This window comes from Rhizobium sp. 01T417, assembly GCF_056398905.1.
The window spans coordinates 1-24217 of record NZ_JBFTQH010000039.1; the positions used below are offsets into that span (position 1 = coordinate 1).

Sequence of the window (24217 nt, forward strand, 5' to 3'; positions counted from 1 at the left end):
TACCCGGCCACCATGGGCATGCTGCCAACCTTCCTTGCCAAGATCGCCCGCAAGTATCCCGATGTCCGCATCCACATCGCCTCTGGCAATACCGGCGAGATCATCCGCGGCCTGGAGACCGGCCAGCTCAATCTAGGCTTCATTCGGCCGGTGGAAAACATCGGCTCCTTGCGCTTCGTCTCGCTTGCGCATGAGCGCTACTACCTGGCGGTCGGCCATGCCAATCCGCTGGCCGCCAGGGACGAGATCAGCATCGATGATCTGCGCACCCAGAAGATCATCGCCTTTAACCGGCAGAACCTGTCTTTTACGGAACGATACTTCAATGAGAAGTTCGCGGAATACGAGCTCACCGCCAACATTGCCTTCAGCTGCGATGACACCTATGCGCTGGTGTCGCTGGTCTCTGCCGGGCTTGGCATCGGCTTTGCGCCGGAATGGACGCTTGATCTTCCCAATCGCGGCTTTGAGTTGAAGAAGGTAAGCGGGATCGACTTTAGGATCGGGCTTGGTATCGCCTGGAGCAAAGAAGATCCAACCGCTGGCCGTGACGACATCGTCGACATTGCACGGTCGCTGGCAAGGCGAGGGCAGGCCGCCGATCGGTTGCAAGGACAATGACTGATTGCGAGTTCGGCTAGAAACAGAATATGCGGTCGTGGGGCAGTCGGTCCGCGTTTCAACCCCTGCCGTGACGCTGAGTTTTAACTCCGCTGTCGCGACCCGGCAGGGAGTCCCGCCGGGCCCATCGTTGTGAACGCTTCCACTCACTTCGGCGTAACGTCGAAGCCGAACCACTTTTCTGAAAGCGTCTTGATCGTGCCGTCGGCCTTGGCGGCCTCGATGGCGTCGTTGAACATAGCCTTCAGCTCGGTGTCGGACTTGCGCAGGCCAACAGAGCTGCCGCGACCGAGGAAGCCGCCTTGGAAGCGCGGTCCGGTAGTCGTCATTTCCTCGTTGCCCGGCTTTGCCGAGGCCGTCGTCAAATAGGCCATGGACGCCATCACCAGATCGACGCGGCCGGCCTTGAGGTCGAGATCATGTTCTTCCGTCGTCTTGTATTCGCGAACCTCGACGACGCCCTTCAAATACTTGTCGACGAAGGTCGCCGCGGTCGAAGCGGTCTGAACGCCGATGATCTTGCCCTGCAGGGCAGGCTTGATCTTTTCGATTTCGGCGGCAGCCCCGGCCTCGTCGCTGGCAAGCGAGAAGACCTCGCCCTTTTCTGGCAGGTTTGCGAGCTCGCCTTCCTTGGCGGTCGCGAACGCCTGGCCGGTGGAACCGTACGAATTGCTGAAGGCGATGACTTCCTCGCGCTTGGCGGTTGCCGACATGCCGGAAATAATGGCGTCGAACTTGCCGGCATTGAGCGCCGGGATCATGCCGTCGAAGTTCTGCACGACGATCTTGCACTCGACCTTCATATGGTCGCAGAGGTACTTTGTCAGCTCGATTTCGTAGCCGTCGAGCGAACCGTCGGGCTTCGTGAAATTATAGGGCTTGAAGGCGCCTTCGGTGGCGATCGTCACGGTCGTCCACTTCTTCTCTTCGGCGTGTGCAACACCGGCGGTGGCAACAAGTGCCGTTGCGGCTGCTGTCAAAAGTGCCCTCGAAAGAATTGTCATGTTTTGCTCCCCTTTTGTTGGTTTGGGTTGAGAGATTTACTTGCTGATGAACTGACGGAAACGGTCCGAGCGCGAACTGGCGAACACCTCCTGCGGCTTGCCGTCTTCCTCGACGCGGCCCTGATGCAGGAAGACGACACGGCTTGAGACGTCGCGGGCAAAGCCCATCTCGTGGGTGACGACCAGCATCGTGCGGCCTTCCTCGGCGAGCGCACGCATGACGCGCAGAACCTCGCCGACGAGCTCGGGATCGAGCGCGGAAGTCGGCTCGTCGAAGAGCATGACTTTCGGCCGCATGGCGAGCGCCCGTGCGATTGCGGCCCGCTGCTGCTGGCCGCCAGAAAGGTGGGCCGGATAAAAATTGCGCTTCTCAGCAATGCCGACCTTGGCAAGCAGCGCTTCGGCTTCCTCGACGCATTCCGCCCGAGACCGACCGAGCACATGAACCGGCGCCTCGATGACATTCTCGAGTACGGTCTTATGGGTCCAGAGATTGAAGCTTTGGAACACCATGCCGAGCTGAGAGCGGATGCGATCGACCTGGCTGCGGTCGGCCGGACGGCTGCCGTTCCTGGCATCGGGCACCATTCGGATCGTCTCGCCGGCAACGGTCACTTCGCCGGAGTTTGGCGTCTCAAGCAGGTTGATGCACCGCAGGAAGGTAGACTTTCCGGAGCCGGACGAGCCGAGGATAGAGACCACATCACCTTCGTGTGCATCGAGCGAAATGCCTTTCAGCACCTCGACGGGACCGAAGCTCTTGTGCAAGTTCTTGACGCTGAGCGCGATTGGGGAAGGGGAGGCGTTCGCCACTGTCATCGGGCGTCTCCTTCAAGTGCGGGAGCAGCCGGGACTGCCGGGTGGTGGGGAACGGGCTGGCGCAGGTGCGGGCTCAGCCAGTATTCGACGAGATGGACAAGGCGCGTCAGCAGGAAGTTGATCGCAAGATAGATCACGCCGGCGACGATGAAGACCTCGATCGCCCGATAGGACTCCGAGATGATGCGCGCCGCAACACCGGTCACTTCCATCAGTGTGATGATCGAGGCAAGCGAGGTTGCCTTGACCATTGCGATCATCTCGTTGCTGTAGCCCGGCAAGGCCTGGCGGATCGCCAGCGGCAGCACGATGCGACGGAACTGCATGAGCCGCGGCATGCCGCAGGCTCGCGCTGCCTCAATCTGGCCGAACGGAACCGAGAGCAGACCACCACGGATAATTTCGCTTGCATAGGCCGCAGTGTTCATCGTCAGCGCCAATACCGCACACCAGTAGGCGTCGCGTAGAAACGGCCAGAAAATGCTGTGGCGCACGGCCGGAAACTGGCCGAGGCCGTAGTAGATCAGGAAGATCTGTACGAGCAGCGGCGTGCCACGGAAGACGAAGACATAACTGCGCGCGAACCATTCAAGCGGCGCAATGCCGGAGAGACGGCAAAGCGCGATCGCAAGCGCCAGCATCGCCCCAAGCACGATCGAGGTTGCGGCAAGCTCGAGCGTCAGCGGCATTGCCGAGACCAGGCTGACGAATGTCTCGAAGAGAAACGACCAGTCCATTAGCCCCTCCTCACGCCGCGCGAGAAGTGCCTTTCGGCACCGCGTAGGAAGAGACCTGAGCCTGTCGAGATGATCAGGTAGATCGCGCCCGCGATGACGTAGAAATCGAAGGGCAGGCCAGTCGATCCGGCGGCCACCTGCGTCTGGCGCAGGAGCTCGGCGACGCCTGTGATCGATACCAGGGCTGACTCCTTCAGCACAACCTGCCACACATTACCAAGCCCCGGAAGCGCATGGCGAAGGGTGAGCGGTGCGATGATCCGCCGGAAGCGCAGGGTCCTGCCCATGCCGCAGGCAATCGCCGCCTCGATCTCGCCGTGATGCACGGCCCTGAAGGCACCGCGGAAAACTTCGGTGAACTGCGCGCCCGAAGTGACGCCGACCGCAAGCGAACCAGCGAGGAAACCGGGGAAGCCGAGGAAGCCCTCCGCTCCGAACAGTCGGCCGATGGCGGTGACGGCCGCGCTGCCACCGAAATAGAAGAGATAGATGACGAGAAGATCCGGAATGCCACGCAGGACGGTCGTGTAGGTATCGGCGGCGATGCGAATGCCCCGTCCGCCTGATATTTTCGCCCAGGCGCCAAACGAACCGATGACTGCGCCGATCGAGTAGCCGGCAAGGGCAATCAGAACAGTCATCCACGCGCCGGCAAGCAGCGCCTTGCCCCAACCGTCACCGCCGAAGCTTACGAGCTCGAGGATCCCGGGCTGGTTCATGATGCCTGCCTTTCGGGAAGCGGTGGCTCGACGTCCTCGGGGATCGGATTGACAAACGGCGACCCATCGAGGCGAGCCTGAAGGTCCGCCTTGGCCGCCTTAATCAGCGCCGGATTTGAAATCAGCGCGATGGCGGTGCTCGCCATGACCTTCGCGGCATGCTCCGTTCCCTTGTGAGCAGCTGGAAGCTTGCCTTGCGCGACGAGCTGCCAGGAGTGGCCGGGCGTGCCGATCGCATAGGTGGCGCCGCGCATCTGCACCGTCGGGACGACCCAGCTGACGCTGCCGACATCGGTGGAACCGACGATCGTGCTGTCGCCGGCATAGAGAGGGAAGATCTCCTCGCAGAGCGGCTGGTCCTTTTTCGGCTTCAGGCCGAAACGGGCATAGGAGGAGGCGATGTCCTCGGCACTCATCGTCGCCTGGAACTTGCGCGCGGTGTCGCGATCGGCATCGTCGAAGACCGGCGGTCCGAGACGCTGGAGATTTGCAAACATCAATTCCTCGAGCGGCACATTGCCGACGAGGTTGGCGTCACCGCTGATCACTTCGCTACGCACCGAGGTCTCGGTCATCAAGGCTGCACCCTCGGCCACCTTCTTGACGCGGGCGACAAGCGACAGGAGCTCGGGCAGGTTGCGGGCACGAATAAGGTAACGCACCGTCGCCTTGGCCTGTACCACGTTCGGTGCCGAGCCGCCTGTGTCGGTCACGGCATAGTGGATGCGTGCCGTCGACGGCATGTGCTCGCGCATATAGTTGACGCCGACATTCATCAGTTCCACGGCATCAAGGGCACTGCGGCCGAGATGCGGCGTGGCCGAAGCGTGCGAGGCGCGGCCGCTAAAGTGGAAATTGATCTCGTTGCAGGCGAGCGATACCGGATTGTTCACTCCAGCAAAGGCAGCCGGGTGCCAGCAAATGGCGATGTCGACATCATCGAAGACGCCGGCGCGGACCATGAAGCCCTTGGAGGAGCCGCCCTCTTCGGCAGGGCAGCCATAGTAGCGGATACGGCCCTTGACGCCATTTGTTTCGAGGAAGTCCTTGACGGCGGCAGCCGCAAGCATGGAACCGGCGCCGAGCATATTGTGGCCGCAGCCATGGCCATTGCCGTTCGCGAGCGCCTCGCGTTTTTCAGCCAATCCAGCGACCTGGCTGAGGCCGGGAAGCGCGTCGAACTCGCCGAGGATGGCAATCACCGGCCCATCTTCGCCAGCTTCGCCCATGACGGCTGTCGGCAGGCCGGCGATGCCGCGCTCGACGCGAAAACCTTCGGTTTCGAGCTGCCGCGCATGCTCTTCGGCAGAGCGATATTCCTCATAGTTCGTTTCCGGCATATCCCAGACGCGGTCGCTGAGCGCAAAAAAGGCTTCACGCTTTGCTTCGACGATGTCCCACACGGCTTCGGTGTTTTTCATGGCTTTCAAACCGGCTTCATTTCGCATAGTATCCAAAATTGGCGCCAATTTATGGTACAAATTTTATTTGTGCAATCCGTGTGCATGAATAAATTTTGGACAACCTCAAGCGGTTCTTACGCCTACAGAATCCGCGATTGGCGTGCTATCGGTGATGAAAAACGGGGAGATCGCATGGCAGATGTCGTGATGGAAGAAAAGGCGGAAGCGCCCGGCACGCGCGACGTGACAGACTTCATCCTGCAGGACATCCTGGCTGGCATTCTGCCTGCTGGGACGTGGTTGAAGCAGATTGACCTCGAACGTCGATACAATTGTACCCGCCCCGAAGTGCGCCGTGCGCTCGATCGCCTGGCGCAGAAACGGCTAGTCGAGCACGTGCAGAACCGCGGCTATCACGTCTATGAGCCGGACGGCCGCCGGGCGCGGGAGGTCAGCGAAATTCGCGTCATTCTCGAAACGGCCATGGCTGGAACAATCATCCAGAACGGCTCGACAGAGGATGTCAGCACTCTCAGGAAGCTTGCCGAGCACTTCGATCAAATGGCGCTGAACGGCACGATGCTGGAGCTCTATGAGGCAAATCTTGCCTTTCACCGCCAGCTGCTGGTGCTCGGCGGCAATCTCGAACTCGTCGATCTCATCACCGAGATCCGCCAGAGAACCTCGTCCGCGCCGGTCTCCCAATGGCGCACACGTGCCCGCGTCGAACAGTCGGGCCGGGAGCACCACTTGATGGTTGATGCGATCGCTGCCGGTGAGACCGAACGGCTGAAGGATCTCATGCGGCAGCACATTCGTCAAAACTGAGGGTAGGGCACCCGACAAGCCCCAAGTTGACGATGCTATCCTGCTGCCCCCTCTGCATTCCTTGTATGAATTCGCTCGTTCGGCGCTGCAACCACAAAGGCCTCCGACGATCGCCGGGCGGCCTCATATCCAGAGCGAGGCAAGAGCGCCACTCTCTCACAGCAACTTCGGTCCGATTGCCTTGCTTCTCAACGCGGAAGTAAGGATCAACTGCGGGGCTGCGTCGACACCAAGGCGACCGTCGACGCAGCGAGGACCGCGGTAAGGGTCAAGGGTCCAACAGCGCCATAGTGGTCGACGATATAGCCGCCGAAAACCGCGCCGATACTGATGGCGATCTGAAACGAGACGACCATCAGGCTGCCTGCCGCCTCCAGAGCGTCGGGTGCCCCGCGGGAAAGATTGGTGGGCAGCACCACCGGCGCCATGCCGAAGGCGAAGCCCCAAAGCGTGACGAGGGCGAACGCAATACCGCTATGAGCGCCCCAGAGTACCAAAGAAAGTGCAGCAAACGCCATTAACGCTGCCGTGACAGCGAGCGCCAGGCGGATACTGGCGTCGGCCATTCTGCCACCAGCGACATTACCAATGACGGAGGCAATGCCAAACCCAAGCAGCGCCAGGGCGATCGACCTGGTTTCAAGGAGCGTCACCTGTTCAAGGAAGGGACGCACGTAAACCGAACCAGCAAAATGGCCCGTCATGAGCAAAAGGATAGCAAGCATGCCCAGTTGAATTCCACGCCGCCGTGTCAGCCTGAAAACATCAGCGAGACTGTTGCTCGTACTTGCAGGCAGTGTTGGCAAGCTAAGTGCCTGAAGAAGCATTGCAAGCGCGGCAAGCCCCGCTGTCATGGCCATGGCGGTGCGCCATCCCAGCCAGTCGCTGATCAAGGCACCCAACGATGGTGCAGCTATTGTCGCGAGCGACACGCCGAGGGTGACGATAGCCATGCCCCGGCCCGTCGCATTGGCGCCGACCAGCCTCGCCACGACGGCAACTGAGAGGGCCCAGAAACCGCTAAGTGCGATGCCCAATCCAGCCCGGCCCAACAACAACAGCCAAAAATCGGTCGCTAACGCTGCAAGTATATTGGAGCCGATCGCCAATGCACTGAGACTGACCAGCACCGTCTTGCGGTTCAATCTGCCGATGAGCACATTGCTCAAAAGAGCGGTGACCGCACCGACCGAAGCGGTGGCGGTGACGACTTGGCCAGCTGTTCCTTCGGTGATTCCGAGATCGTGCGCCAATGGCGTCAACAGACCCGCCGGCAGGAACTCAGCCGATACCAGCGCAAAGCTGGTGGCCGCCATCGAAAGTACGGCAAACCAGGTTGCCGCGCTCCACGTGGATGGCTCGGCGGTATCCAGGCCAATTGCTGCTACGTCAAGTTGCGATGTTGTGTCCGTCATCCCGTGCATCTCCTTAGGTTGGAGATGTCATAAACGAACTGTTCGGGATGATATGTACCTTAAAATCCGAAATCCATGTCAATTCGTCCGGAATTGGTGCGGCGCACAACGCCCGGTGAGACCCTCGTGATACGCTTGAAGGCGCGAGCGAAAGATGCCTCAGACTCATAGCCTAAGCGGGAAGCAACCTCGGCAACGGACAAACCGCTTTGCCCCAACAACTCGCGCGCAAGCTGCATGCGCAGACGGGCGAGATAGTGTGCTGCGCCCTCTCCCAAAATAGCGCTGAAGCGCTCGGCAAAGATCGAGCGCGACTGGCCTGCCACGCCGGCGAGGCTTTCAAGGGTCCAGTTATGGCCGGGGTCTCGATGCATGGCTGCCAACACACGACCGATGTGAGGATCGCGGATGGCGGCGAGCCAGCCCGTCGTCGATGCTCCGCTGCAATTGACCCAGCAGCGAATAAGCCTCGCTGCGAGCAAGTCCGCCATTCGCGACAAGACGGTCGCACTCCCCATTTGGGGCTGCGTCGCCTCCGCCGACATAGCTGCCAGCAGGGGGCCAACGACAGCGTCATTGCCGGCCACATCGCAGCCCTTGATGATCGGCGGCATCAGAGCGATCAAGGGGTTAAGCGCATGCGCACCCAAAGCCATGGAGCCGCAGAAGAGGGTGCTCGTCGCACCCGTTCCTTCGCGGACCACTTCGCAAACGTTGCTTCCAACCTTCGTTATCTGACAGCCTTTAAGCGAGTCGCCCTCAACATCTGGTGCGCTGGCCAATCGATGTTCGATGCCTTGCGGCAGAAGGACCAGATCGCCATCGTTCAACTCCTGCCATCCTTGGGTTTCCGTGTGGATCCAGCACGGACCCTGGCTGACAAAATGAAAACGAAGCAGTTGTTTTTGTGGAAAGGCGATGCTCCACGGATGTCTGAGTTCGCAGCGGCCATAGTTGACCCCGCTCAAGCGAAAGTCTTGCAGGACTTCGCTTAGCGCATCCATGGGAATGTTTGATGGCGACAACGGTTGAGACGAATGGTCAAGCATTTAGCCAATCTAGGTCTCGAGCGTCCAGCATTCAAGCAGTGTGGCCACGCGGCCCAATTGGTTTTCCTGCACGGTTCCTGTTCCTGATTTCAAATATACGCGGACCCTGCAGGATCGCGGCTAAATCCAAGCGCCGCGATCATAAATGAAAGCGGCTTTATCCAGCCACATGGATTGAAGGCCAAAGAAACCTTTCTGTTCTCAGTCCGTTATCGCGTGAGGGTGGACAGAAATGTGAATTCGAAATCGGTCGATCGGACCAATCCCTCCAATGGCGACATCCGCGCAGACGAGCCAACCAACACCGAGGTTGAGCCGCCGCCGGAGATTGTTGAGCCAGACCCCAAGTGGACGCCCGAGGAGGTCGAAAGGGCGCGGAAGAAATATCTGCTCAAGCGCTTCTGGATCAGCGCGAGGTGTTATTGGGGACGCCGCGGCGACAAGCTGGCCTGGCCGTGCTCGATCGGGTTGTTGATCCTCATTGGTGGTAACGTTGGCTTCCAGTACGGCATAAACATGTGGAATCGCTCCATCTTCGACGCGATAGAACAGCGCAACGCAAGCGCCGTCTATTTTCTAAGCGGAGTCTTCCTGCCGCTCGTGATTGGAAGTGTTGGCCTCGTCACGGCGTAGGTTGCCGTCCGTATGATGATCCAACGCCGTTGGCGCTCGTGGCTTACGACATCGGTGATCGGGCGGTGGCTCGCAAATGGCCGCTACTATCAATTGAACCTCATCGGCGGCGACCACAGCAATCCGGAGGCGCGTATTGCGGAGGATCTACGGATCGCTACTGAAGCTCCCGTCGATTTCGTCGCGGGCGTCATCGCTGCATTTCTGTCAGCCTCGACCTTCATCATGGTGCTCTGGACGATCGGTGGGGCGCTGACCCTCACTGTTGCAGGTTCGACTATCACCATTCCCGGTTTCCTCGTCGTTACTGCGGTGATCTACGCCGGGTTAACCTCCAGTTCGATGGCCCTCATCGGCCGCAACTTTGTTCAGGTCTCCGAGGCAAAGAACCAGGCGGAGGCTGAGTTTCGCTATACTCTGACGCACGTAAGGGAGAATGGGGAGAGTATTGCACTGCTCGGAGGCGAGGAGGAGGAGCGAAACGACCTCGACAGGACGTTCATCAAGGTGCTCGGCCAATGGGCGCTTCTTGCACGCCAGCATATGCGCACGACCCTCGTGTCGCAGGGATCGAGCCTGTTTGCGCCGGTCGTACCGGTTCTGCTTTGCGCTCCGAAATTTCTGGATGGCAGCATGACGCTTGGCGAAGTCATGCAGGCGGCGTCCGCCTTCGCCATCGTGCAGAGCGCGTTTGGATGGCTGGTCGACAACTACCCGCGCCTTGCGGATTGGAACGCCTGTGCACGGCGAATCGCATCGCTGATGACGTCTCTTGACGGGCTTGAACGTGCCGAACAGAGCGAAGCCTTGGGGCGCATCAAGCGCGGAGAAACCGAAGGTAAGGTGGTGCTCAGCCTGAATGATCTGGCCGTATCGCTCGACGACGGCACTGCCGTCGTCAAGGAGACACAGGTGACCATCGAGCCAGGCGAACGGGTGCTCGTTGCTGGAGAGTCGGGATCGGGAAAGAGCACGCTGGTGAGGGCGATAGCCGGGCTCTGGCCGTGGGGGCACGGCAGTGTCAATTTCCATGCCGACCGACAGCTTTTCATGCTGCCGCAACGGCCATACATCCCATCCGGGACGCTCCGCAGGGCGGTCGCCTATCCGCGTGGCGCCGAGGACTGGACGCTCGACGAAATCAAGGGTGCGCTGGAAAAATCAGGACTCGACTATCTGAACGACAAGATCGGGGAGGAGGCACCATGGGACCAGACGCTGTCGGGCGGGGAAAAGCAACGGCTCGCGTTCGCGCGACTTCTGCTGCACGATCCCGACATCATCGTTCTGGATGAAGCGACCTCGGCACTCGACGCGAAGAGCCAGGACAAGATGATGGAGATGCTGATCGACGAGTTGCCGAACGCCACCATCGTCAGCGTTGCGCACCGCGCCGAACTGGAGGCCTTCCATAGCCGCAAGATAACCTTGGAACGGCGCGATGGCGGTGCGAAGCTGGTCAGCGACATCGACCTTCTTCAGGGAAAGAAAAAGCGCAAGAGCTTTTTGCGTCTATTGGAGAAGCACAACCGAGAGCTCGCGCCGGATCCATCAGAGCGCCTCTCCTCAAGAGCAGTGTATGAAGCCGAGTCACGTTCAATGACTCCATGTCAGCGCTCCTAAGAGCCTCCCCCGTCGTCAATCATACCTTGAAACTCCAAATTCGATACTAGCCGAGCAGCGTCATTTGCGAGGCCACTTGCTCCTCGAAGAATTTGGAAAAAGTAGCAATGCGCGGTGGCAGCGCCTGATAGGGCGGGTAGTAGAGCGTTAGCCACAGGTCGGGCGGCGCCCAGCCCTGGAACACGTGCACAAGGCGGCCGCTTCGCAGATGCTCGGCAATATTAAATCCGGGCAGCATCGCGACACCGGTCCCATCGGCAGCCATGTCGGCCAGCACTTCACCATTATTGGCACAGAAGGAGCGCCCCGCCGAAATCGTCATGCTCGATCCGCCGTCCGAAAGCACCCAGGTCTCTCTTCGGCTCTCGCCGCTATAGGCAAGGCAATCGTCTGGCGTCAGCTCGCCCGGGTGCTGCATGGTCACGTACCGGCTTCCCGGCGCTGCCACCAGAATACGAGGAACGACGCGAATCTTTCGCCAGATGGTGAACTTGTCGGACGGTTGGGAGGATATGCGGATTGCCAGGTCATAGTCGTCATCGACGATATTCACGAGCCCGTCCGACAGCGAAATCTCGAAGCTTATCCTTGGATAACGCTCCCTGAAGCCCGACAGTATCGGCGGCAGCACAGCTTTGCCGAACCAGGTCGGCGCGCTGATCCGCAACCGCCCTTCATCGGCCTTGTGAGCATTCATCACCTCCTTGCGCGCATCTTCCAGCATCGCCATCGCCGGCTGTATCTGGGCGGCAAACACAGCACCGTCAGTCGTCAGCGACACCTGCCGCGTGGTGCGCACGAAAAGTTGGAGGCCGAGATCGGCCTCCAGTGCGGCAATCGCTCGCGTCACCGCCGCGGGGGTCATGTCGAGTTCGCGTGCGACCTGGGCGAAGTTTCGCTTCTCGGCCGCCAAGAGGAATGTTTTCAGGGCTTTATAGTCGTTCATCTCGATTATTTCAAAAATAGCAATTCAATCGAAAGGAATATTGCAATTCCGTGGATTGATCAACTGACATACATCTTGGACATCAAACAGACGCCCGAGAGAAAGGCCAGGAACATGATCAAGGATATCACTGGACTGCATCACGTCACATCGATGGCGTCGGATGCCCGCCAGAACAACCAATTCTTCACCGACACGCTCGGCCTTCGCCGCGTCAAGCAGACCGTGAATTTCGACGACCCGAGTGTTTACCACCTCTATTATGGCGATGAGAACGGTTCGGCCGGAACAGTCATGACTTACTTCCCCTTCGAGCACATGATGCGCGGCAGGGCCGGTGTCGGCGAAGTTGGCGAAACCCAGTTCTCCGTACCGAAGGGCTCGCTTGCCTTCTGGCGTGAGCGCCTTGCCGCACAGAATGTTGGCGGCCTGCAGGAAGACACGGTCTTCGGCGCCAGGCGTCTGCGCTTCAACGGCCCGGACGGCGACGGATTTGCGCTCATCGAGACTGCCGATGATGCCAGACCGGCCTGGACTGGCGGCGATGTCTCGCACGAGGCTGCGATCCGAGGTTTTTCCGGGGCTCGCCTCAACTTGCGTGACACGGCTGCGACGGAAGAACTGCTGAGCTTCATGGGCTACGAGCGCACGGGCAAGGAAGGGGATGTTACCCGCTTTATCATGCCGGACGGCAATGGTGCCGACACAATCGATCTCGCCGCCTTGCCAGAAACGCCCTTTGCCCGCCAGGGCGCCGGATCGGTCCATCATATAGCGTTTGCCGTCGAAAATCGCCAAAAGCAGATCGAGGTGCGCAAGGCGCTTATGGATACGGGCTATCAGGTAACCCCTGTCATCGACCGCGACTACTTCTGGGCCATCTATTTTCGTACGCCGGGTGGGGTCTTGTTCGAGATTGCCACCAATGAACCTGGCTTTAATCGTGATGAGGACACCGCGCATCTCGGCGAAGTGCTGAAATTGCCGACCCGCTACGAGCCGTTCCGCGATAGGATTGAAGCCAATCTCCAGCCGCTGGCTGCCTGACGGAGCCCTTGGCAGACACTGAAAATTCCAAGCGCCGCAGGACTAACCTCCTGCGGCGCTTCACGATTTTGTGTTCTGCGGATTGCCGCAAACCTGTCTTGAAGAGGCCAGGGGGCGCCCGTAAACGAACTTTCGGCTCAACAGGCGATCCCGTCGTGAGTCGCGGCATCGAGATGCCGTGCCGAATGCTTCGAACGGAAGGTTGCTGACTTGGGACTCATCTCTATCGATCACATCAAACCCGCCCAGTTAAAGCCAACGGACAGTTTTGGCTGCCCGTTCGACAAGCTCTACAAGGACCAGTCGATTGTGGGGGCCGATATCGTCTTCTTCCGCAAGGGCAGTCGCGAGGGCCATCTGCAGCAGGTCGAGGCCGCGGCCAGCAATCGCGGTTTTGTCGTGGGCGTATCCACCACCGGAAGGCATACCCGGCGTATCTTCCATGAGCACCACGCGACCGATCATTCCTTCGATCGGGACGCAATCTACATCCGAGACCTGTCCGATCATTACAAGGCTGACCTTGGCGGCGCTTTCGACTTTCTGCTCCTTCAAATTTCACCGACTTCGCTCGAACGGATAGCAGAGGAGGCCGAGCTAGGCGGAGTGAATTCGCTCACTGCGGAAACGGCGTCGAAGGACGTCGTGCTTTCCAACCTTGCCCGCGTGCTGATACCCGCGCTGGAAAGCCCCGAAGAAGCGCCGCAATTATTTGTCGACCAGATGGCGACCGCGATCGGCAGCTACCTCGTGCAGCGCTATGGCAAGGGATCGACCCCCTTGGCGCTCCGCTCCAGAAGGCTGTCGCGCGTTCAGGAGACGCGGGCCAAGAGCCTTCTCCTCGACAACCTCGATGGGGAGATATCTGTCCTCGACGTCGCCAGGGCATGCAACCTTTCGCGCGGCTACTTCATTCAAGCCTTCCGCGAGACGACGGGCATGACGCCTTACCAGTGGCTTCTCAACGAACGGGTTTCGCGTGCCCGAGAACTCTTGCGCACGCCCGATATCCCGCTTTCGGAAGTCGCAATATCATGCGGCTTTGCCGACCAGAGCCATTTCACGCGTGTTTTCACCAATCTTGTCGGCACGACGCCTGGAAGCTGGCGGCGCAGTTGCTGAGGACCACGCCTGGGGCCGCGGCGATTTCCAGGTTTTGATCGAGCGCAAGCGCATTTCGTCCAATCGACCTGACTTTTGGACAAGACCCGCCTCGACAATTGAGCGATTTGTCACCCCATTAAAACTAGAGTTCTTCCGGTGAGCGCCCGCAATCTGGAAAGGGCTTTCATCGCGTAGATTATTGCATTTGGAGCAATTCAATCGGAATTAATATTGCCATTCCGCCACCCACCAAACCGATCTAGGTTTCATTTCAGCAGCCGAGACGAACTAAATGAGATTGGCGGCTAACACCGATTAAGCGGCTCCGGCCACCCACGAGCACTCTGAAGGCCACCCCGCGCCCGACCAGAAAAGTGCTTCACAGTTCAACCCGCCGCATCAGCGGTTCAAGCAGACGGAAGAGGAACCTGAAATGTCCAAGAAGCTCGAAGTCCTGACCCCGAAGAACAGCCAGCTCATCTTCATCGACCAGCAGCCGCAGATGGCGTTCGGCGTCCAGTCGATGGATCGCCAGGTACTGAAGAACAATGTTGTCGGCCTCGCCAAGGCTGCCAAGATCTTCAACATCCCGACGACCATCACCACCGTCGAGACGCTGTCCTTTTCCGGCCACACCTTCCCTGAACTCCTCGCCGTCTTCCCTGAAAACGACATCCTCGAACGTACCTCTATGAACTCCTGGGATGACCAGAACGTTCGCGATGCGTTGGCCAAGAACGCCGCCGAAGGACGCAAGAAGATCGTCGTTTCCGGCCTGTGGACAGAAGTCTGCAACACCACCTTCGCGCTATCTGCGATGCACGACATGCCCGACTACGAGATCTACATGGTGGCCGACGCCTCCGGCGGCACGTCTTCCGAGGCCCACAAATACGCGATGGACCGAATGGTCCAGGCCGGCGTGGTTCCGGTGACCTGGCAGCAGGTCTTGCTCGAATGGCAGCGTGACTGGGCTCACCGCGAGACCTATGACGGGGTGACCTCGCTGGCCAAGGAGCATTCCGGCGCCTACGGCATGGGCATCGACTATGCCTACACGATGGTCCACGACGTAGACGAACGGGTCACCCACGGCAAGCGCATCGGCCCGAACCCGGCCAAGTAAGTCCGCCATCCAACCAATTCGGCCCGCTTCGGCAGCATGAAAGCATGTCTTGCCGAAGCGGTGCCTCCATCGTCGAGGACGCTGCGATGAAACTCTATCTTCTTTCCCTGGGCGCCGGTCTTCTGGTCGGCATTGTCTACAGCCTGCTCAATGTTCGCTCTCCGGCTCCCCCGGTGGTCGCGCTGGTCGGCCTGCTTGGCATTCTGGTTGGCGAACAGCTCATTCCCTTCGCAAGAACGCTGATCGCCAAGGAGCCCGCGGCAGTGTCGTGGATCAACCAGATCAAGCCGCACATGTTCGGCCATATGCCGAAAGGCGACGCCCGCAATGACATTGTCGTGTCTCGCCAAGCTCAGACGAAGTCTGATAGCTGACGCCGCAAGAGAGGAGATTCGCTTGCGATGGGGCCGATGCCCAGTTGCCCCGGCGCAAAGCGTTGAAATCAATCTTAATAGTGAAGCCAGGAGCATATCTCATGTTCGCCGACCTCATCCTCCACCACGGTTTGATCACCACGCTCGACCGTTCGAAACCGAATGCCACTGCCGTCGCGATCAAGGACGGTACCTTTCTGGAGGTTGGCACCGATGCCGAAATCATGGCTTTCGCCGGCCCCGACACCAGGATCGTCGACCTCAAGGGCAAGCGTGTCCTGCCGGGCCTGATCGATAACCACACCCACGTCGTGCGTGGCGGCCTGAACTTCAACATGGAACTGCGCTGGGATGGCGTTCGCTCGCTTGCCGATGCCATGGACATGCTGAAGCGCCAGGTGGCCGTGACACCCGCCCCGCAATGGGTGCGCGTTGTCGGCGGCTTTACCGAACACCAGTTCGTCGAAAAGCGCCTGCCAACGATCGAGGAGATCAATGCGGTTGCGCCCGACACGCCTGTCTTTCTGCTGCATCTTTATGACCGGGCACTGCTGAATGGTGCAGCCCTTCGTGCTGTCGGCTACACCAAGGACACACCGAACCCGCCTGGCGGCGAGATTACCCGCGACGCCAATGGCAACCCCACCGGCATGCTTCTGGCCAAGCCGAATGCCGGCATTCTCTATGCGACGTTGGCCAAGGGCCCGAAACTGCCCTTCGACTACCAGGTCAATTCCACCCGCCACTTCATGCGCGAACTGAACCGGCTCGGCATCACCGGCGTCATCGATGCTGGCGGCGGTTTCCAGAACTATCCCGATGACTACGAAGTCATCCAGAAACTGTCGGACGAAAACCAGCTCACTGTCCGCCTCGCCTACAACCTCTTTACCCAGAAGCCCAAGCAGGAAAAGGAGGACTTCCTCAAATGGACGTCCTCGGTCAAATACAAGCAGGGCAATGATTATTTCCGCCACAACGGCGCCGGCGAGATGCTGGTCTTCTCGGCAGCCGATTTTGAGGATTTTCGCCAGCCGCGACCAGAGATGGCACCGGAAATGGAAGGCGAGCTCGAAGAGGTCGTTCGGGTGCTGGCTCAGAACCGCTGGCCTTGGCGTCTGCACGCCACTTATGACGAAACCATCTCGCGCGCGCTCGACGTCTTCGAGAAGGTCGACAAGGATATTCCGCTCGAGGGCCTGAACTGGTTCTTCGACCATGCCGAAACGATCTCGGAGCGCTCCATCGACCGCATCGCGGCACTTGGCGGCGGCATCGCCACCCAGCATCGCATGGCCTTTCAGGGTGAATATTTCGTGGAGCGCTATGGCCACGGCGTCGCTGAAGCCACCCCGCCGATCCGCCGCATGCTCGACAAAGGCGTCAACGTCTCGGCCGGCACTGACGCCACGCGCGTCGCCTCCTACAACCCCTGGGTTTCGCTTGCCTGGATGGTGACCGGCAAGACTGTGGGCGGCATGCAGCTTTATCCACGTGCGAACTGCCTCGACCGCGAAACGGCCCTCAGGATGTGGACGGAAAAGGTGACCTGGTTCTCGAATGAGGAAGGCAAGAAGGGCCGTATCGAGAAGGGTCAGTTCGCCGATCTCGTGGTGCCGGACAAGGACTTCTTCTCCTGCGCCGAAGACGAGATCTCCTACCTGACATCGGATCTCACCATGGTCGGCGGCAAGGTCGTCTATGGCGCCGGCGATTTCAAGGCGCTCGACGAAAGCGACGTGCCTCCGGCCATGCCCGACTGGTCGCCGGTCAGAAAGTTTGGTGGTTATGCCGCCTGGGGCGAACCGGAAGGCGCTGGTCGCCACTCGCTGCGCCGCACCGCGATCGCTTCCTGCGGCTGCGCCAACGACTGCGGTGTCCACGGCCATGACCATGCCGGCGCTTGGACTTCGAAACTGCCGATCGCCGACCTGAAGGGCTTCTTTGGCGCGCTTGGTTGCTCCTGCTGGGCCGTCTGAGACCCATCACGACCATAGACGTCTAGCGCGGGCAGCGTATCACCGCTGCCCCGTTTCCATCTCCGACTTAATTGCAAATTTCGCAATTAATACGAAATTATTGATGCAATTGTTGGCGGCAATAATTCCAGCCAATATCGCTCCAACAGCCATAAAGAGCGCCGTTTTTTACGACCGGCCACATTCAAAGGAGCAGACATGACTGACCAAGCATCATTCAAAAAAGAGGGGAGCGCGCTCGCAGCAGTCGTCACCGCTCCCACCACGCGCACGGTTGCGCTTCTGGCGCTTTGCGCGGCCTATATCCAGGGACCGCTTTTCAAGATCGCAGATTTCAATGGCGCGATCGCCGAGATGGACCATTTCGGCCTGCATCCGGCTCCTTTCTTTGCCGTGGCTGTGATCCTCTTTGAGCTCACCGCTTCCGCAATGGTGGTCTCGGGCCTGCTGCGTTGGGCAGGGGCGTTGGCATTGTCCGGGTTTACGCTTCTCGCAACCCTCGTGGCGCTGCGTTTCTGGGAACTCGCCCCTGGCATGGAGCGGATGATGGCAACGAATGCCTTTTTCGAACATCTGGGCCTGACCGGCGCCTTCGTTCTCGTCGCCGCCGTTGATCTCACCAAAGGAGCGGGCAAATGAGCCCCGCAAGATCCTCAGGGGGCAGTTTCGCCCCACTCGCTCAACCTGTCTTCGCAGTTCTTTGGACAGCCACGGTGCTCGGCAACACAGGCAGTTTCATGCGCGATGTCGCAAGTTCCTGGCTGATGACGGACCTCTCGGCCTCGCCTGCTGCCGTGGCGCTGGTTCAGGCGGCCGGCACATTGCCGATCTTCCTTCTCGCCATCCCGGCCGGCGTGCTGACCGACATCCTCGACCGCCGCAAGTTCCTGATCGCCGTGCAATTCCTGCTCGCCTCAGTCAGCATCACGCTGATGGTTCTGGCACACACCGGAATGCTTTCTGTCAGTGCTCTGATCGGACTTACCTTCCTCGGCGGCATTGGTGCTGCGCTGATGGGCCCCACCTGGCAGGCGATCGTGCCGGAACTGGTAAAGCGGGAGGATGTAAAGAGCGCCGTCGCCCTCAATTCGCTCGGCATTAACATTGCCCGCTCGATAGGACCTGCTGCCGGTGGCCTGCTTCTGGCAGCTTTTGGGGCCGGCATTACTTATGGCGCCGATGTCGCAAGCTATTTCGTTGTCATCGCTGCCCTGGTCTGGTGGCCACGAGCAAAGAATGCCGATGACGCGCTCGCCGAGGGCTTCCTTGGCGCATTCCGTGCCGGTCTTCGTTATACCAGAGCCAGCCGTCCGCTGCATGTCGTGCTTCTGCGCGCGGCAATCTTCTTCGCCTTCGCCAGCGCCGTCTGGGCACTACTGCCGCTCGTCGCCAGGCAATTGCTTCGCGGAGATGCCGGCTTCTACGGAATTCTGCTTGGTGCGGTCGGTGCTGGTGCCATCGGCGGTGCGCTCGTCATGCCGAAGTTGCGTGAACGCTTCGACTCCGATCGACTGCTTCTCGGCGCCGCAGTCATTACGGCTCTCGTTATGGCAGCGCTCTCGCTCGCCCCGCCGCAATGGGTCGCCATCATCGTCCTGCTTTTCCTCGGGGGCGCATGGATCACCGCGCTGACGACTCTTAACGGCGCGGCCCAGGCAATCCTGCCCAACTGGGTGCGAGGCCGTGGCCTTGCCGTCTATCTGACCGTCTTCAACGGCGCAATGACGGCCGGCAGCATCGGCTGGGGCACAGTCGGTGAAGTTGCCGGCGTACCCGGTACACTGCTGATCGGCGCTGCAGGCCTGTTGGTCGCTGGTATCATCATGCATCGCATCAAACTGCCGGCCGGCGATGCTGATCTCATGGCCTCAAACCATTGGCCAGAACCGCTGGTCGCAGAACCGGTCGCCCATGACCGTGGCCCAGTCCTGATCCTCATGGAGTACCAGGTGGAAAAACATCACCGCACTGCCTTCCTTCGCGCAATCGACGAACTCTCCGAGGAACGTCGCCGCGATGGAGCCTACGGCTGGGGCATCACCGAGGATTCCGCCAATCCTCAAAAGATTGTCGAATGGTTCATGGTGGAGTCCTGGGCCGAGCATCTGCGCCAGCACAAGCGTGTGTCGCAAGCGGATGCTGACCTGCAGAGCAAGGTTCTGACGTATCATTCAGGCTCGGAAAGACCAGTCGTCCGACATTTCCTGACGATCAACCGTCCGGGGGCTGCCTGATTCTCCTCATGGGTGGCGGGAGTAGTTGCCCGCCGATAATTTCAATATGCGCAATTAAATCTGAATTATTGATGCAATTGTTGATGGCTCTGTTCTTCGACAATATCCGTCCATCAGACACCCGTCGCGCGCACCACACCCGACGGAAACCCGGAGCCGAAATGACCGATAACCTCTTCCCGCTTACACGCCGCGCTGCCCTCATCACTGGAGCTGCCGCCGCCGCGTCCCTTGCAATTCCAACCTCTTTCAGCGTTGCAGCCAACGCTGCATCCACGAAGCACTCCACTGAAGGAAGCAAAAGCATGAGCACTGTAACCACCAAGGACGGCGTTGAGATCTTCTACAAGGACTGGGGTCCGAAGGACGCACAGCCGATCATGTTCCACCACGGCTGGCCGCTGTCGTCCGACGATTGGGACGCACAGATGTTGTACTTCCTCGCCAATGGATATCGCGTCGTCGCCCATGACCGCCGCGGTCACGGCCGTTCGGCCCAGGTCTCCGAAGGTCACGACATGGACCATTACGCCTCCGATGCGTTTGCCGTCGTCGAGCACCTGAACCTAAAGAATGTCGTGCATATCGGTCACTCGACAGGCGGCGGTGAAGTCGCTCGCTATGTCGCCAAGCATGGTCAAAAGGCCGGCAGGGTCGCCAAGGCGGTTCTCGTCTCCGCCGTTCCACCGCTCATGGTCAAGACGGCCTCGAACCCCGAGGGCCTGCCGATCGAAGTTTTCGACGGCTTCCGTTCGGCACTTGCCGCAAACCGCGCGCAGTTCTTCCGCGATGTTCCGGCCGGCCCATTCTATGGCTTCAACCGCGACGGTGCGAAGATCCAGGAAGGCGTGATACAGAATTGGTGGCGTCAGGGCATGATGGGCGGCGCCAAGGCCCACTATGATGGCATCAAAGCGTTCTCCGAAACCGATCAAACGGAAGACCTGAAGGAAATCACCGTGCCGACGCTTGTCCTACACGGTGAGGACGATCAGATTGTGCCGATCGCGGATTCGGCACTCAAGTCGACCAAGCTTTTGAAAAACGGTTCGCTCAAAACCTATCCAGGCTTTTCGCACGGGATGCTGACGGTTAACGCCGATGTCCTGAACGCCGATCTGCTGGCCTTCATCAAAGCTTAAAGCCAGATGCGTTGGGTGCGGCGAGAAATCGCCGCATCCCGGGACGCCCGTGGCTTGGCATTTTGGGCGATCTGTTAAATCCACCTACGACTCGCGGGGATTGTATCTGACCTCCAGCTTTGCGAAGCCGGTAGGGCTGTGAAACGACTAGTGCAAGGCAAACATGCTGATCCCTTATGGCGACAATTGCCGTACCCGGCAGAAACGACAACAGCACCCGCTGGGTTCGTCGCCGCAAGTAGTCGGAGCCGCAGTGTTGTATTGCCATTCGATGAACGGCACCTTCAGCAGGGGTTTTCCTGAAGGTTGTGATTGACAATGGCCAACGGCACGCAGCGCTCCAGATCCGCGAACAGACGCGGCCGGCCGAACATTGGCCAGGCGTGACTGAGATTTCGCGCCGCAAGCCATTTTTCGCGGATGGCCTGGGTAAGACAAAGCGCGACCGACAAGACCGATGGCTTTTCCACGTGAGGCAGAAGTCGATGGCCAGTGTCGCCATATCGGGTGACGACGGCCAAATACGAACGGCCGACGACCACAACCGCTCCGTCGACCACCTCCAGGAAATGAATGTCCGTGGAGGCATTGTCGATCTGGGAGACGTCGAGCGGGTGGGGCGTCCGGAATCTGGTGGCTAACCCTAATGGGCATATGACATTTGTCCGTTGGAAATCGATAAAGGCAAAGCCGATGATATTTCCTAGGTACATCTACGGATAGCGTCCCCAAGATAAGCCCTTATAAGTAGTGTTGCCTGTCTGAAATGCTTAACGCTAGGAGGTAGATCGAATGCGCGAACTGAACAGTCACGAACTAAGTCTCATCAGCGGGGGCAGGGGTGGTGGAAGTGGCAACCCTGGGAAGTCGACTTCGAAGGGTTCCAGCAGGTCCCCAACCGGCGGAGTATTTGGATCTGATGGCAAGGGCCTGAATGGGCGTCCTTCCACAGGCTCTAACGGAAAGGATCGTTGCGCGCCAGGGGGTGCGCCGACCTCGTAGCGGACCGCATTGCCGCAGAGACTTAGGTGCCGAAAACGAGGTGTTAGTTGTATAAACAATCAATCATGAGCGTTCGGCGCCTAATTCTCTTGTCATTCGTTATACTCTTGGCAGGTGGCGCTTGGCTTTGGTTGCTTTCACGAGCGCCACAATCCAGCGAATTCACGCGACAGGCGGTTCTAGTAAGCAACGAGCCCATTGACGATGTAATCATCGGCAACGCGAATGCGCCCGTGTCCATAGTTGAGTATGCGTCGATGGGTTGTCCACACTGTGCAGCGTTCGCCACCCAGGTTTTTCCAGCGCTGCGGGAGAGATTTATCGACACCGGTAAGGCAAATTTCGTTATGCGGGACTTTCCGCTCGATACGGCATCAGCTGGCGCCGCCATGTTGGGGCGATGCGTTCCGGCGAAAGCTAGGCAGCCGTTGCTTGATGTGCTTTTCGAGCAGCAGAATGAATGGGCTCGGGGCGCAAATGCTAAGGCAGCTCTTTTGCGCATTTCAAGACTTGCAGGATTGTCTGAAGTTGCGTTTCTCAAATGCCTATCAAACCAGACCTTGTTGGATCAAATCATTGACGGGCGAAAGAAAGCTGAGCAACTTTTTGACGTGCATGGGACGCCCACGTTCTTTATCAACGCAAAGCGCTATTCCGGTGCCTTTTCCGTCGATGAGATGTCGAAATACCTAGAAGGCGTACTCGTGCGTCCGTAAATTCAAACTACGCTCCTAGTGCGAGGTACGACGAGAGCGGTCATTGCATTGTCATTGCCCTTTTGGAGTGCTTCGCCAACGGGCTATTCTGTTGAGTTCATGTGCGACAGGTTGCGCGTCGCTATTCTAAAATGACGTCGACGATGGTCAACTCGCCGCCAGAAAACTCGGGTCATCTTTTATCGCAAATAACTGCGTCCTCTTTTCTTCGCCCCGAAGTCATCGCCGCACARCGCGTCAACTGGTTGGGTAGGCCGAAATTATTGCAGTCCCTTCCGATCTTGATGGTGGCGGGCATGGTAACGATAGCTATCTGCCTGGTGGCGCTTTTCATAATCTTTGGCGAATACACGCGCAGAGTCCGTGTTGTGGGCATTGTGACGCCGAGCGCCGGCGTTGTGCGAGTCGTCGCTCCGCAGGCTGGTAGCGTGATAAACATCGGGGTTGCGGAAGGTGTCGCCGTGCGTCAGGGTGCGACGCTTTCTACGCTCGGGTTTGATAGCTCGACCAGTTTGGGGGAAACAGAGGCGATAGTGCTGTTACAACTGGAGATTCAGCGCCAGGAAATTCTTGCAGAGATACACCGTCGCAACGATCTCGATGAGATCGAAAAAAGAGAGCTCCAAGATCAAGAACAAGCTTTGGTTCGCGAAGTGGAAGTGGTCGGAAACCAGATTAATGGCACCTCCGATTATGTGGATGTCCTGCGAACCCCGATGATGAAGCATCGTCTTTTGGCGGGGCAGGGCATTACAGTTCAAAGGGAATTCGAAACTCGCCAACAGGATTTCATGCAAACCAGAGCCAGCCTGGCCACGTTGCAACGGCAGCGTACGCAGTTGGATCAGCGACTGATTGAAGTCCACGCTAGACTGGCAAGCAGGCCAGCGCGCACCGCGTCACTCATTAGCGATCTGAAATGTCGATTGTCCGACATCGAGGTTCAAGTCGCGCAGGGCGAGGCGAGGCGACGCGTTTTCGTGAACGCGCCACGCGAAGGTGTAGTCACAGCTATACTCGCCCAACGTGGACAGTTTGTGCTCGCGGGCGCACCGCTTCTGTTCCTCTTGCCGTCCGGATCAGAGCAGGAGATCCATTTTTCCGTTCCCAGCAGTGCGATCGGCTTTGTGAAAGTGGGGGCCCAAGTGTTGCTTCGCTACGCTGCCTTTCCCTATCAGAGGTTCGGCCAGTATAAGGGATCGGTGACAAAGGTATCGCAGGTGACCATTCAGCCGGGCGATGCGGAGTTGGCGCTTGCCGGAGACCCGTCCACGGCCGGTTCATATCGTGTGACCGTCGTACCGAAGACGCAATTCGTTAACGGCTTACGGCCAAGCCCAACCCATTCAGGCGGGGATGCAGGTTGAAACCGATATTCTTCTTGACCGTTGGCCCTTGTGGAAATGGGTTTTAGAGCCCTTGTACAGCTTGCACGGCCGTGCCGCCGACGTTTTCGAAGACCGAACGAAATGAGCGTATTGCGTCGCTTGTCCTTCGGTTTCGGACGGACGATCCCTGTCATCCTGCAAACGGAGGTCGCGGAATGTGGTCTGGCATGCCTGGCAATGGTGGCCAGACATCACGGATACGAGGTTGATCTTGCAAGCCTTCGCCGGCGATTCAGCGCTTCCTTGAAGGGCATCACGCTAGACAATATGGTTCGAATTGCTTCGTCGTTAGGACTGACAACTCGGGC

Annotated in this window: 21 protein-coding genes and 2 pseudogenes; 15 read left to right on the plus strand and 8 right to left on the minus strand. The window is 59.1% G+C overall.

Annotated elements, in window-relative coordinates; genetic code table 11:
* Positions 1-621, plus strand: a 621-nt coding sequence (locus AC1DPR_RS25855) for a LysR family substrate-binding domain-containing protein (RefSeq protein WP_477817423.1), incomplete at its 5' end; no start/stop codon positions are given.
* 146 nt (positions 622-767) lie between these two features.
* Here AC1DPR_RS25855 and AC1DPR_RS25860 read toward each other — a convergent pair.
* The 5 genes from AC1DPR_RS25860 to AC1DPR_RS25880 are packed head-to-tail and all read right to left on the minus strand — an operon-like array spanning position 768 to position 5321.
* Positions 768-1625 carry a transporter substrate-binding domain-containing protein gene (locus AC1DPR_RS25860; protein ID WP_113471522.1) on the minus strand — a complete coding sequence of 286 codons (858 nt, stop codon included), beginning with the start codon at positions 1623-1625 and terminating at the stop codon, positions 768-770.
* A gap of 36 nt (positions 1626-1661) precedes the next feature.
* Positions 1662-2444, minus strand: a complete 783-nt coding sequence (locus AC1DPR_RS25865; RefSeq protein ID WP_018856245.1) for an ABC transporter ATP-binding protein — start codon at positions 2442-2444, stop codon at positions 1662-1664.
* Positions 2441-3181, minus strand: a complete 741-nt coding sequence (locus tag AC1DPR_RS25870; protein WP_477817424.1) for an ABC transporter permease — start codon at positions 3179-3181, stop codon at positions 2441-2443. Before AC1DPR_RS25870 ends, AC1DPR_RS25865 begins: the two co-directional genes overlap by 4 nt.
* Positions 3181-3900 (minus strand): ABC transporter permease, encoded by a 720-nt coding sequence (locus AC1DPR_RS25875; RefSeq protein WP_018856247.1) that lies wholly within the window; start codon positions 3898-3900, stop codon positions 3181-3183. Before AC1DPR_RS25875 ends, AC1DPR_RS25870 begins: the two co-directional genes overlap by 1 nt.
* On the minus strand, positions 3897-5321 hold the full coding sequence (locus AC1DPR_RS25880) for a M20 family metallopeptidase (protein WP_026371664.1): 1425 nt from the start codon (positions 5319-5321) through the stop codon (positions 3897-3899). Before AC1DPR_RS25880 ends, AC1DPR_RS25875 begins: the two co-directional genes overlap by 4 nt.
* Positions 5322-5495: 174 nt before the next feature.
* Between AC1DPR_RS25880 and AC1DPR_RS25885 the strand changes: the two genes are divergently transcribed.
* Positions 5496-6131 carry a GntR family transcriptional regulator gene (locus AC1DPR_RS25885; protein WP_018856249.1) on the plus strand — a complete coding sequence of 212 codons (636 nt, stop codon included), beginning with the start codon at positions 5496-5498 and terminating at the stop codon, positions 6129-6131.
* A 206-nt stretch (positions 6132-6337) separates the two neighbouring features.
* Here AC1DPR_RS25885 and AC1DPR_RS25890 read toward each other — a convergent pair whose 3' ends face one another.
* Together AC1DPR_RS25890 and AC1DPR_RS25895 are read right to left on the minus strand one after the other, a co-directional pair.
* On the minus strand, positions 6338-7546 hold the full coding sequence (locus AC1DPR_RS25890; RefSeq protein WP_018856250.1) for an MFS transporter: 1209 nt from the start codon (positions 7544-7546) through the stop codon (positions 6338-6340).
* Positions 7547-7605: 59 nt separating this feature from the next.
* On the minus strand, positions 7606-8595 hold the full coding sequence (locus AC1DPR_RS25895; RefSeq protein ID WP_026371665.1) for an AraC family transcriptional regulator: 990 nt from the start codon (positions 8593-8595) through the stop codon (positions 7606-7608).
* Between the two features lie 279 nt (positions 8596-8874).
* Here AC1DPR_RS25895 and AC1DPR_RS25900 point away from each other — a divergent pair.
* A pseudogene (locus AC1DPR_RS25900) lies at positions 8875-10851 on the plus strand (ABC transporter ATP-binding protein/permease).
* A gap of 46 nt (positions 10852-10897) precedes the next feature.
* Here the strand turns inward: AC1DPR_RS25900 and AC1DPR_RS25905 are convergent.
* Positions 10898-11797, minus strand: coding sequence for a LysR family transcriptional regulator (locus AC1DPR_RS25905; protein WP_018856253.1), 900 nt, complete (start codon positions 11795-11797; stop codon positions 10898-10900).
* Positions 11798-11911: 114 nt separating this feature from the next.
* On the opposite strand from AC1DPR_RS25905, the gene AC1DPR_RS25910 reads away from it, so the two are divergent.
* From AC1DPR_RS25910 to AC1DPR_RS25965, 12 genes and pseudogenes are all read left to right on the plus strand, one after another.
* Positions 11912-12844: a VOC family protein gene (locus tag AC1DPR_RS25910; protein ID WP_113161788.1), complete on the plus strand. Its 933-nt coding sequence runs from the start codon at positions 11912-11914 to the stop codon at positions 12842-12844.
* 210 nt (positions 12845-13054) lie between these two features.
* A complete protein-coding gene (locus AC1DPR_RS25915; RefSeq protein WP_018856255.1) occupies positions 13055-13966 on the plus strand; it encodes a helix-turn-helix transcriptional regulator in 912 nt (303 codons plus the stop codon).
* 415 nt (positions 13967-14381) lie between these two features.
* Positions 14382-15074: a hydrolase gene (locus AC1DPR_RS25920; RefSeq protein ID WP_113161789.1), complete on the plus strand. Its 693-nt coding sequence runs from the start codon at positions 14382-14384 to the stop codon at positions 15072-15074.
* 86 nt (positions 15075-15160) lie between these two features.
* Positions 15161-15448, plus strand: coding sequence for a XapX domain-containing protein (locus tag AC1DPR_RS25925; RefSeq protein ID WP_113161807.1), 288 nt, complete (start codon positions 15161-15163; stop codon positions 15446-15448).
* A gap of 101 nt (positions 15449-15549) precedes the next feature.
* Positions 15550-17427 (plus strand): amidohydrolase, encoded by a 1878-nt coding sequence (locus AC1DPR_RS25930; protein WP_113161790.1) that lies wholly within the window; start codon positions 15550-15552, stop codon positions 17425-17427.
* A gap of 198 nt (positions 17428-17625) precedes the next feature.
* A complete protein-coding gene (locus AC1DPR_RS25935) occupies positions 17626-18066 on the plus strand; it encodes a DoxX family protein (protein WP_018856259.1) in 441 nt (146 codons plus the stop codon).
* Positions 18063-19661, plus strand: coding sequence for an MFS transporter (locus AC1DPR_RS25940; RefSeq protein WP_477817425.1), 1599 nt, complete (start codon positions 18063-18065; stop codon positions 19659-19661). The genes AC1DPR_RS25935 and AC1DPR_RS25940 overlap by 4 nt, the downstream gene beginning before the upstream one ends.
* 305 nt (positions 19662-19966) lie before the next feature.
* Positions 19967-20803, plus strand: a complete 837-nt coding sequence (locus tag AC1DPR_RS25945; protein WP_198011806.1) for an alpha/beta fold hydrolase — start codon at positions 19967-19969, stop codon at positions 20801-20803.
* Between the two features lie 485 nt (positions 20804-21288).
* Entirely contained in the window at positions 21289-21444 is a 156-nt protein-coding gene (locus AC1DPR_RS25950) for a hypothetical protein (protein WP_156828731.1), read from the plus strand.
* A 408-nt stretch (positions 21445-21852) separates the two neighbouring features.
* The gene (locus AC1DPR_RS25955; protein WP_156828732.1) at positions 21853-22521 is read left to right on the plus strand and encodes a DsbA family protein; all 669 of its coding nucleotides are present in this window, start codon (positions 21853-21855) and stop codon (positions 22519-22521) included.
* 296 nt (positions 22522-22817) lie between these two features.
* Positions 22818-23888 carry an HlyD family secretion protein gene (locus tag AC1DPR_RS25960; protein ID WP_477817426.1) on the plus strand — a complete coding sequence of 357 codons (1071 nt, stop codon included), beginning with the start codon at positions 22818-22820 and terminating at the stop codon, positions 23886-23888.
* A 198-nt stretch (positions 23889-24086) separates the two neighbouring features.
* Positions 24087-24191 (plus strand): annotated as a pseudogene (locus AC1DPR_RS25965) (hypothetical protein); the annotation flags it as partial.
* Between the last annotated feature and the right edge of the window lie 26 nt (positions 24192-24217).